Annotated in this window: 9 protein-coding genes and 1 pseudogene; 1 reads left to right on the top strand and 9 read right to left on the bottom strand. The window is 41.7% G+C overall.

The window, feature by feature from the left end; translation table 11 throughout:
- Positions 1–134 precede the first annotated feature (134 nt).
- Positions 135–450 (top strand): annotated as a pseudogene (locus IM319_RS07595) (Uma2 family endonuclease); the annotation flags it as partial.
- On the opposite strand, the gene IM319_RS07590 reads toward IM319_RS07595, so the two are convergent.
- The 9 genes from IM319_RS07590 to IM319_RS07550 all read right to left on the bottom strand — a co-directional run bounded on the left by IM319_RS07590 (position 447) and on the right by IM319_RS07550 (position 8863).
- On the bottom strand, positions 447–1226 hold the full coding sequence (locus IM319_RS07590) for a DUF1350 family protein (protein WP_287078421.1): 780 nt from the start codon (positions 1224–1226) through the stop codon (positions 447–449). The pseudogene IM319_RS07595 and the gene IM319_RS07590 overlap by 4 nt on opposite strands.
- A 381-nt stretch (positions 1227–1607) precedes the next feature.
- A complete protein-coding gene (locus tag IM319_RS07585; protein ID WP_287735184.1) occupies positions 1608–2156 on the bottom strand; it encodes a response regulator in 549 nt (182 codons plus the stop codon).
- A 250-nt stretch (positions 2157–2406) separates the two neighbouring features.
- Positions 2407–4185 carry a S8 family peptidase gene (locus tag IM319_RS07580; protein WP_287735183.1) on the bottom strand — a complete coding sequence of 593 codons (1779 nt, stop codon included), beginning with the start codon at positions 4183–4185 and terminating at the stop codon, positions 2407–2409.
- Positions 4186–4320: 135 nt separating this feature from the next.
- Positions 4321–4755, bottom strand: a complete 435-nt coding sequence (locus IM319_RS07575) for a VOC family protein (RefSeq protein ID WP_286825783.1) — start codon at positions 4753–4755, stop codon at positions 4321–4323.
- 161 nt (positions 4756–4916) lie between these two features.
- Positions 4917–6272, bottom strand: a complete 1356-nt coding sequence (ovoA, locus tag IM319_RS07570) for a 5-histidylcysteine sulfoxide synthase (RefSeq protein WP_287735182.1) — start codon at positions 6270–6272, stop codon at positions 4917–4919.
- Between the two features lie 40 nt (positions 6273–6312).
- On the bottom strand, positions 6313–7323 hold the full coding sequence (gene egtD, locus IM319_RS07565; protein WP_287735185.1) for an L-histidine N(alpha)-methyltransferase: 1011 nt from the start codon (positions 7321–7323) through the stop codon (positions 6313–6315).
- A 229-nt stretch (positions 7324–7552) separates the two neighbouring features.
- Positions 7553–7837 (bottom strand): hypothetical protein, encoded by a 285-nt coding sequence (locus IM319_RS07560; protein WP_286825785.1) that lies wholly within the window; start codon positions 7835–7837, stop codon positions 7553–7555.
- Between the two features lie 35 nt (positions 7838–7872).
- Entirely contained in the window at positions 7873–8463 is a 591-nt protein-coding gene (locus IM319_RS07555; protein WP_004159290.1) for a DUF3177 family protein, read from the bottom strand.
- Between the two features lie 175 nt (positions 8464–8638).
- Positions 8639–8863, bottom strand: coding sequence for a Calvin cycle protein CP12 (locus IM319_RS07550; RefSeq protein ID WP_286825787.1), 225 nt, complete (start codon positions 8861–8863; stop codon positions 8639–8641).
- Positions 8864–9248 lie beyond the last annotated feature (385 nt).

Raw genomic sequence — 9248 nt, 5'->3', positions numbered from 1 at the left:
TTTTGTACCAAGCGATGTACTATAAGAAGGATAATGCAAGGTTTTTGAAAGTCCCAATCCTATTTTCTTGCACTAACATCGGACTTTAACAGGTCAAAAGCTTTATTTTAAAAGGGTTTTACCATTATTCAGCAAGCCCTAATTATCTACAGGGTTGGTGGCGAAGGGGTGGAATTGGAGATGATTACCGGGATTGATAATTGGCAGAGTCCGCTTCTACAGATTCGTTTTCAACTGGAGAGTCCCCAGTTAGCTATTTTTTATCCCGATGGCTCCCGGTTTTTGACCACCCTAGAAATCAAGCAAAAAGCGGAATTAGCCGAACAACGAGCCAATGCCGCCGAACAGCAAGCCCAACAGGAACGTCAACGGGCCCGGGAAGCTGAGGCAAAATTAGCCCGCATAGAGGCGCAATTACGGGCAATGGGGATTAATCTAGAGGAAAGCTAACGCGAGGCGGGAAGGACGGGATTTAACCAGTGGAGAATCTCATCTTTGAGACGGGAATTATCCCGGGCAAGTCCCTGTTTTAACCATTGGCCGATCGCATCGAGGGGAGTAAATACTTCTCCGGTTTGCCAACTGACATCTTGACTCAAGGGAGTGAGATGATTGCCCGGGAGAGTTCGCAGGGCAATTAAATCATTAAAGCGTTTTTTTAGCAGGGGATTTAAGACCAGAGATTGATCGATCGTGTCGTCTTGAAAACGGATTAAAAGATTGCGACGAATGGCATAATCTTGGAAAATTAACTCGTTTGTTTCTTCGGGGGAAGGGGTAAATTCGAGGTTAAAAGTGGTGTCAATTTGCAAAGGTTCGATAAAGGGAATAGCCCGACGAATGGGATAATTATTAAAGGAAATGAGGATATTTCCCGCTCGTTCCACTTCGTAGAGACTACCGATTAATAAATGTAGTTTACACCCCATACTGTGACCCAATCCGTAGATGGGGAGATAACCTTGGGGCAGACTATGATTCCAGCGCAGACGTTCAATAATATTATCAAAACGGTTTAAAACTGTGCGGGCGATCGATGTGTGATCGAGGGTATTAACAAAGGGAGTAGCAACAATAGCGTATCCTGAATTCCCAAGACTTTCTAATAACCAACGATAGGTAATATTCGGGGCCGCCGCCACAAATGCCCCCCCTAAAAAGTGAATGATACCCCGGGGACGACGGGGGAGAAAAACCCAATTACCTGCTATTTCTTGCCAATTCATACTAAATCCAGTTATTAAAGACTGATTATCTATTCCTCTTTTTGCATGAGTGTCTCTTGCATGACTGCTTATCCTTATAAGTAGCCTATACTCAACGGATTTAGTATCATAATTAGTTATCATTTAATTAATAACTTATACTAAATCCAGTTATTAAAGACTGATTATCTATTCCTCCTTTTGCATGAGTGCCTTTTGCCTCTTGCCTATCCTTATAAGTAGCCTATACTCAACGGATTTAGTATTAGTCACTCACCAAATAAAGACTACTTGATCTTATACTAAATCCTGTTTAAAAGGGATAGGAGATTAGCCAGAGATTAGCCCCGCCGGATAAGGATAACTGCTTGCCCAAGTCATCAAAAATCGGGATGAATAGTTCTAGGCCAGTTTTTTCTTAATAAAAGCCACTAATTGAGACATTTGTTTCTTCATATTTTCCATTTCTGTTTGCATTTGGGCAATTTGGGACTGGAGAGTCTGAATATCGGTGCTATAATCCCCGGTGAGTTGCTCTAGTTTCGGGCTAAAAACTTTTGGTTTGGGGGAATATTGTTTGGCCTTAGCCATCGCTTCTTTAATCGCTTGTACCAATTGTTTTTGGTCGAAAGGCTTCTCAATAAAGGCAAAATACTGGAAAGGTTCGGGGATTTTCTCTACTACCTCCTCTTTCCGTCCCGACATTAACACTAGGGGGATACTTTTGAGATTATCTTCGGTTTGGATTTGCTGAAACACCTCCCAACCGCTCATTTTCGGGAGAAGCAAGTCCAAAATAATCAAATTCGGGGTTTCGGTACGGATGAGATTATAACCCTCTAATCCGTCTTTAGCTTCGAGAAATTCAAAGTTACCCTCTGGTAACATATCGCGAACGTGCATCCTGATCACTTTACTGTCATCGATAACGAGAATTTTATGATTTGACACGATAGACACCTTAGAAAAGAGACAATAGATAAGCTGGTTGATTCGAGGGGGTATTAGGGGAAACTTTCGCCATAGGGATTGGAGATTACCAAAAAACCCTTAGAAACTAACATACATCATAAAGAAAAAACCTCGGTTAATGTCCGAGGCTGCTGTTGTAGGAGAACTCAATGCAAAACCAAAGGAAGATACCAAAACCAAAGAGGTTTTTATCGGTAAATCACCCTTATTGTCCCATTGTAACCCCTGTTTAAGCGTATCGGGATGAACTAGCACTTTTGAGGGCTAAATAACCTAAACCGAGACATAAAAGCGCATTTAGTCCCAAAAATGCCTGAGCGATCGTACCGGAACCTAACCAGATCAGAGTAGGATGGATAACAGCACTGATACCTAAAGTCACCGCCATAGCTAAAGATACCCCCACCGCTAACCATTTTGCTTGGGGATGACCTAAAAGCAGAGCAATCAGGACAAAGGGCAGGATAACACTGGCAAAAAGCGGATTAAGGGCAGAACTTCCCTGAATAACACCTCCTAGGTCGGAAAGAGAACTCCCCATCACTCGGAAAGGCCATTGGGGTAAATCGAAGATATAAAGACCTCTGAGGAAAAATAAGCCAGAACTGCCAAAAATTAGACCAGCATTCAAAAATCCGTTCCAGGAGAAGGGAAAATAACTTCTCAGCCACCAAGCGAGGAGATAAGAACCCAAAACCATGGCCATTTTGGGCAAAACCGCCACCGCGCCGCCATCAATCCAGAAACGGGGATTGAGATAACCGTTATCGCGCAACCAACGCCAAAAATCCCGGAAAGTAATCTGTCCTTTCAGGGCCAATTGTAGGGCATTGCCCGCGTCTAATTGTCCGGCCCCAAAATGATTAAAGGGATCATCATTGATCTTACGGGCCGACTGTTGCAAAACCTCTAAAACTGCATTGGGTTCTTTAATTCCCGCAGCCTTGATTAAAGCTACCACCCCGGCAACGTGAGGGGCCGCCATGCTGGTTCCCTGAAAACCGAGGAACGCCGGTTCCCCCCCCTTAGCCGGATCGATGGTTTCTTGGACAATTTTACCCGTATCGGAGCCGCCGGGGGCAGCAATATCGATTCCGGCCCCGAAATTAGAATAGGGGGCTTTATTTCCGGAGGCATCTACCGCGGAAACGCCGATAACGTGGGGAAAACGGGCGGGATAGGCGGCGGAATTATCATCGGCATTACCGGCAGCGGCGACGATTACCACACCTTTACTATAGGCATATTCGATCGCCTCTTTCATTACTTGGGTTTCCCCTCCACCCCCTAAACTCATATTGATGACATCGGCTTTATTATCGACGGCAAAACGGATCGCTTCGGCAATATCTCCCACGGTTCCCCCACCCGTCCCGGAAAGTACCTTGAGGGGCATAATTTTGGCTTTGTAGGCGATGCCGGCCACCCCGTAGTTATTATTGGTCGATTGGGCAATTGTTCCGGCTACATGGGTTCCGTGACCGTTATCGTCTTCGGCATTGCTGCGATCGTTGACGAAGTCGTAGCCTTCGACAAACTCGGTTTCTCGCAGATCGGGAACTATTGATACACCTGTATCAATAACGGCGACGGTGATCCCTTCACCGTGATTTTCTTCCCAAGCACGTTCGATGTTTATCCCCCTCAGGTTCCACTGTTTACTATAGTCGGGGTCATTGGGGGCGATAAAAGCATGATAAATATAATCGGCTTCGATCGATTCGGTGTATTTTTTTAGGTCGGAATTGCGGAGATTTTTCAGGAGTTTGCTATCTCCATCGATAATGTAAAGATGTTCATCGATGGAAAAGATACTATTTAAACTGGTGGGTTTTCCCGCTTTTTTGTTGATAGCATTTAACTGCTCATCGAGGACGCTGACGGGTATATCGTCTTTAAAGTCGATCAAAATTGATTGATATTCGCCCCGATTTGCTAATCCAGTAAAGTTAAAGAGAGCAAATCCTAGACCGATAATGAATAGGGTTAACAATAAAAGTTTTTTCATAGATTTCCTAAGAATTGATCATTGCCGGCCAAGGTTTTTGTAGTTTTGATGAGAAAAGCTTATCGAAGTTCCCCTATTTTTGTCTCGATTGAGGAGAGGACTAACCGGTTACAAAAAAGTCACCTGTTGTTTATTTTAAGCTCGATCGCCGATCGCTGTTAATTCCCGACTGGCAAAAATAGCTTCGTAGTGGCGATAATGTTTAAATTCCAAGAGATTATAGAAAGGATCCTCCAGAAAAAAGGTTTTATGCTCGGTTATCTCCCCAGTAAAGCGAGTTTTTGGTTCTAGATAAAATTTTAGTTGATTGACCCGTGCTTTGACCAGAAGATTGTCCCAATCGCTGGCAGCGGGGAGAATGAGACCAAAATGGCGAGGATAAATGCTATTTTGGGGAGTAAGAGGCATTTCGGTAACGTGAGCGACTACCTGATGACCGGAGAAATTTAAGATTATCGCTTTCTCGGTTTCCCTTCCCGCTAAACAACCTAAACCATCACAGTAAAAGCTTTTAGCACTGGACACATCGGTAATCGGAATAGCGAGATGAAAAATTGCAGGTTGATTCATGGTGATCGATTTTATCCGCGCTCTACTAGGTTATATTGTAGCGATCGAGGGGCAACTGTTACAGGAATTTTTTCTTGAATTGGAGTAATCGCGGGGAAATTTTCGGCACTTTTTCCCTGAAAATTAGGTAATTGACCACCTGAAAATCGATAAAACCCCACCTAAAGACTTTGTGCGATTCTAAAACCAGCGTGTTGATAAAAATTCCGGCGAAACCAATTGCGATAGTAGGCTAGGATTTCTGTGCCGTTAGTCACCCAAGCTCCTCCTAACATCATTTTATGTTGACTATTAAAGAAAGGAGTGGAATTGTCAGCATAGAGGTAATGGGGTTGAAAGTCAGTTAAGGGATTAAAATCATCTTCTAGCCATTCCCAGACGTTACCGCGTAAATCATAAATTTCTGAGTTATTGCTGGCATTTTTTAACATTCCCACGGGAGTGGGAGAACAGAATTTTAAATTGAGGTTATAGTCCTCAAAGTTATCGTTTTCTAGGGTATAACATCGATTTTTTTGACTGCCATAGGTGGCTAAATTCCACTCAGCTTCCGTCATTAAACGTATTCCTTGTCCTTGAAAACGACAGTAGGCGATCGCTTCATAATAGTTAACTTCTACCGGCCAATCAAGAGGTAAATCGAGAGCATCAAACATGGCTCGATATTGATAATTTCCTTGCTCATCTACCAGCCAAAATTTAGGATGTTTGACTCGATAATGATTTTTCCATTGCCAAGCTTCCTCATCCCAATAACTGGGATTTTCGTAGCCACCATTATCGACAAATTCTTTAAATTCTCCGTTGGTAATCATATATTTACTCACCAGAAAATTGTTAACTTGAACTTGCCGATAACCATACTCATTATCCCAACCATAAATAGGAGAATCTTGGGGTTTACCAATTTCCACTATTCCCCCAGAAACCTCCACCATTTGATTAGGATAAGCTTGACCAAAAGAAGGGGCATAATGCCACCCTTGAGGACGTTGCAGACGCTCTAAGGGCAGTTGTCTGAGTAACATTGAAGATGTTTCAAAGTGAACACGCTGATGCTCAATTCCCATTATTAATGACCAGAGAGAATGCTGAGGATGAATAGGAAGATTAAGGGGGATATTTTTAATTATTTCGACCACAATTTCATAGACTTGTTGCCGATATTCCCAAACCTTAGCCACCTCGGGCCACTGAATATGGGCGATAGCAGAGTTTAATTCTTCGGGAGTTCCTGGATCTACTCCCACTCCAAACAATAATTCGTAGTCAGGATTAGGGCTTTTTTTTAATAGGTTAACCAGCTGCAATTTATTAAGATAAAAAGCGACAGCATGACCTAAATAAAAAATGAGGGGATTTCTTAAATCGTCAGGGTTACAATAAAAAGCTTCTTCTTTGATGATGCTTTTTAACAGCAGATCTTCTAATTGCCAAGCATTTTCAAAATAGTCCAGTATATTTTCTCGACTACAGTTTTTTAGAGAGATAGGAGCCTGTGCTTGAATCTTTTCCATGTTTTTATGCCTCTATTACTGATGGTAATGTTTTCGTTATTTACAGGGATAACTGACAGAGAATTAACCCGAATAAATTTTCAGGATCGGTGAAAACCCTAAGGGGTTTTAATCCCTTTGATTCTAGGTCTTTTTGCATAGTTTCTAGGTTGAATTTACGGGAGATTTCTGTTAAAAGACCTTCCCCCGCTTGAAAATTAACTGTCAGATCGAGTTTTTTGAGATGAACAGGGTGAGTTTTTTGAGAAATTAAATACATTTCAATTTGGGATTTGTCTTGATTATAGATAGCTTGATGACTAAATAAATCAAGGTTAAAATCAGCTTGAAAACGCCAATTTAAATGGGAAAGCATATTTAAATTAAAAGCGGCTGTCACCCCTTGAGCATCATTATAAGCTGCTTCTAAAATTGCCGCTGGTTTTTGGAGATCAATCCCTAATAAAAAATAATCTCCAGCTTTGAGGACAGTGGTAATTTTTTCTAAGAATTTATCACATTCATCGGCGGAAAAATTACCGAACGAACTTCCCAAGAAAAAAATCATTCTGGTATTATCGGAAGCGTTTTGATAATAGGCTAAGGCCTGTTCATAGGTTCCAATTAACCCCTGAATGGGTAAATTAGGATATTCTTTTTGTAATTCTATGGCACTAGCTTGGAGAATAGTTTCACTAACATCGATAGGTATATATTTAGAGGATTTTTGTTGCCGATAATAAGCGTCCAATAACAGACGAGTTTTAGTGGAACTACCACTGCCTAATTCTATCAATTCGCAGGCTCCTGTATAGGCGACAATTTCTTGGGCATATTCTTGAATAATAGCCGCTTCTGTCCTAGTGGGATAGTATTCTGGCAATTGACAGATTGCTTCAAAAAGTTGGGAACCTTGCCGATCATAAAAATATTTAGATGGTAAGCTTTTGGGGGTTTTAGTTAATCCTTCAATCACATCTTTTCCCTCATCTTTAACTATATTGTGACTGGTGGTAAAGGTAGCTAAATACTCAATTTGTAATAGTTCTTGGTTCGGTGGGTTAAGTTGCATAGATTCTCCGATTATTCTCAAGTTTTTTGATTGTTCTCGATCGATGCCGAGGATGAAATCCACTTTGACAGCTTGAATGCTGGCAGAGATTATTGTACTTTGGTAATTTTACCACTAAAACGCCGCAAAATTTACCTCTTGTCTAGATAGACAAAGTTTATGGATCGTCAATAAAAGCTGTTAAATCCATCGAGATGGGTGCTGATATTATCCAAGCAAAATTACCGGTTCAATTAATCAGTAAAGATTGCATTTCCTCTAAGGTAAGATTTTCTTGGATATAGCGAGGATTAAGGGGATGATAAGGACTAGCAAGACGAGCTATCTTAATAACTCTAGCAGTTTCAGGAATGATCGGAATATCGGGATCGTAGGGGGTGCTGCGGGTAAGGGAACTAGAAAAACCTTTAAAAATAGAGATTTCTTCCTCCTCCCCATCCACAGCAATAGTCACTAATAAAACCTCTTGGGGATTTTTGAGGGTGTATTGTTCGAGTTGTTTACCAATATTCATAGAAAAATGGCTAATTATCGATAGCTAAAGACCTACTATTGTAAAGCTGAACGTCCCTGTTTGCCAAGGCGAATAAGAAGAAAATGGGCAAAATAGAGAGTATAAAAAGAGAGACCAACTAAACCAAAAAAGCCCAAAACATTAGCGGTAGCTTCTGAATGAAAAATCTCGCGAAACTGCCAAGGTGCTTCCTGCCAAACTTGACAATAGGGAGAATTTAGCAATTCCCCTGACATAGCACAGGAGAGAAAAGGTAAGGTAGAAATCGCGCCCAAAGGACAATAAATCGTTACTGCCCAACGCCAAGCAGTGGTGACAAATTTAATTGGACTGGCGGGTAAATCTTTAATTTCATCGTTAATATCCACCCAAAACCAGAGGGAAATCGGGATTAAAATCTTAGCTAAAAAACTGGTGACAAAACCAATCGGCCAGGAAGCAATCATTAAATATACAGTAATTAATAAAAGACTAGCCACTCGCCAATAGATAATCAACAATTTCTGCAATGATTCGATTTTTGCAAATAAAGACCAAATTAACAAAATTGCCGGGATAATCACCGTAAATAGGACGGCTAAACGATAATCTATCCAAACGAGAGGACGAAACCAAAGCTGATTCATAAACTATTTAGACATAATTACACTGTCAACATTTTACTGTCTTCGGGTGCGGGAGCCAAAATCGGCCAAAGCTTGACCAACAAACCACAAAACGAGGGGCGATCTTTTTATATTTAAGATCGCCCTAAAGCTAGGATTCTACTGTGAGGAGAGAAAAAACCGCTGCCGGACTACATTAATCTTCATAAACGCGACACTCGGCGGCATCGGGATTAGAATCACAATACTTTTCGAAGTAGGTTTTTTGGGGGTGGTCTTGACGTTGGTGGGCTGCTTCTGCTTGTAATTCTTCCACCGCATCCCAAGCGGCGGCACATTCACCAGAGGTGGCACCTTCCGTGCTACACACGGCTCTGGCATTTTCTAGCTCTTCTTGAATTTTATCTTGGATATTGCTCATGATTCCTCTGGAATTGATCTATTGACACTTTAACAATTATACAGTCACCTTCTAAAACCACAGGATCGGTTATCCCACTCGATCGCCTTTCCTGTTCTATTAAGCCGATCTTAGCGCAATTTTTGGCGAATTTAACATCAAGATTTCCTGACCGGGCCAATTTTTAGCCTACATTCCGCACTGGAGAAATGCCAGAGGGATTTCTCCAGTGCATAGACAGCGAGCAGAACTATATACCGACTTATTTAGGGTCTGCTGAAAAAGTTTTTCGGTGGGGGTTGGGGGTTGGGGGTTGGGGGATGGGGGATGGGGGATGGGTTTTACCGATTTTCAGGTGGTCAACTACCTAATTTTCAGGGAAAAAGTACCTGAATTTTCCCCCTGA

This window comes from Microcystis sp. M113S1, assembly GCF_020246945.1.
Classification (GTDB): Bacteria; Cyanobacteriota; Cyanobacteriia; order Cyanobacteriales; family Microcystaceae; genus Microcystis.
Note: the sequence above shows the minus strand (reverse complement) of the source record. Positions and strands in the feature narration are given on the sequence as shown.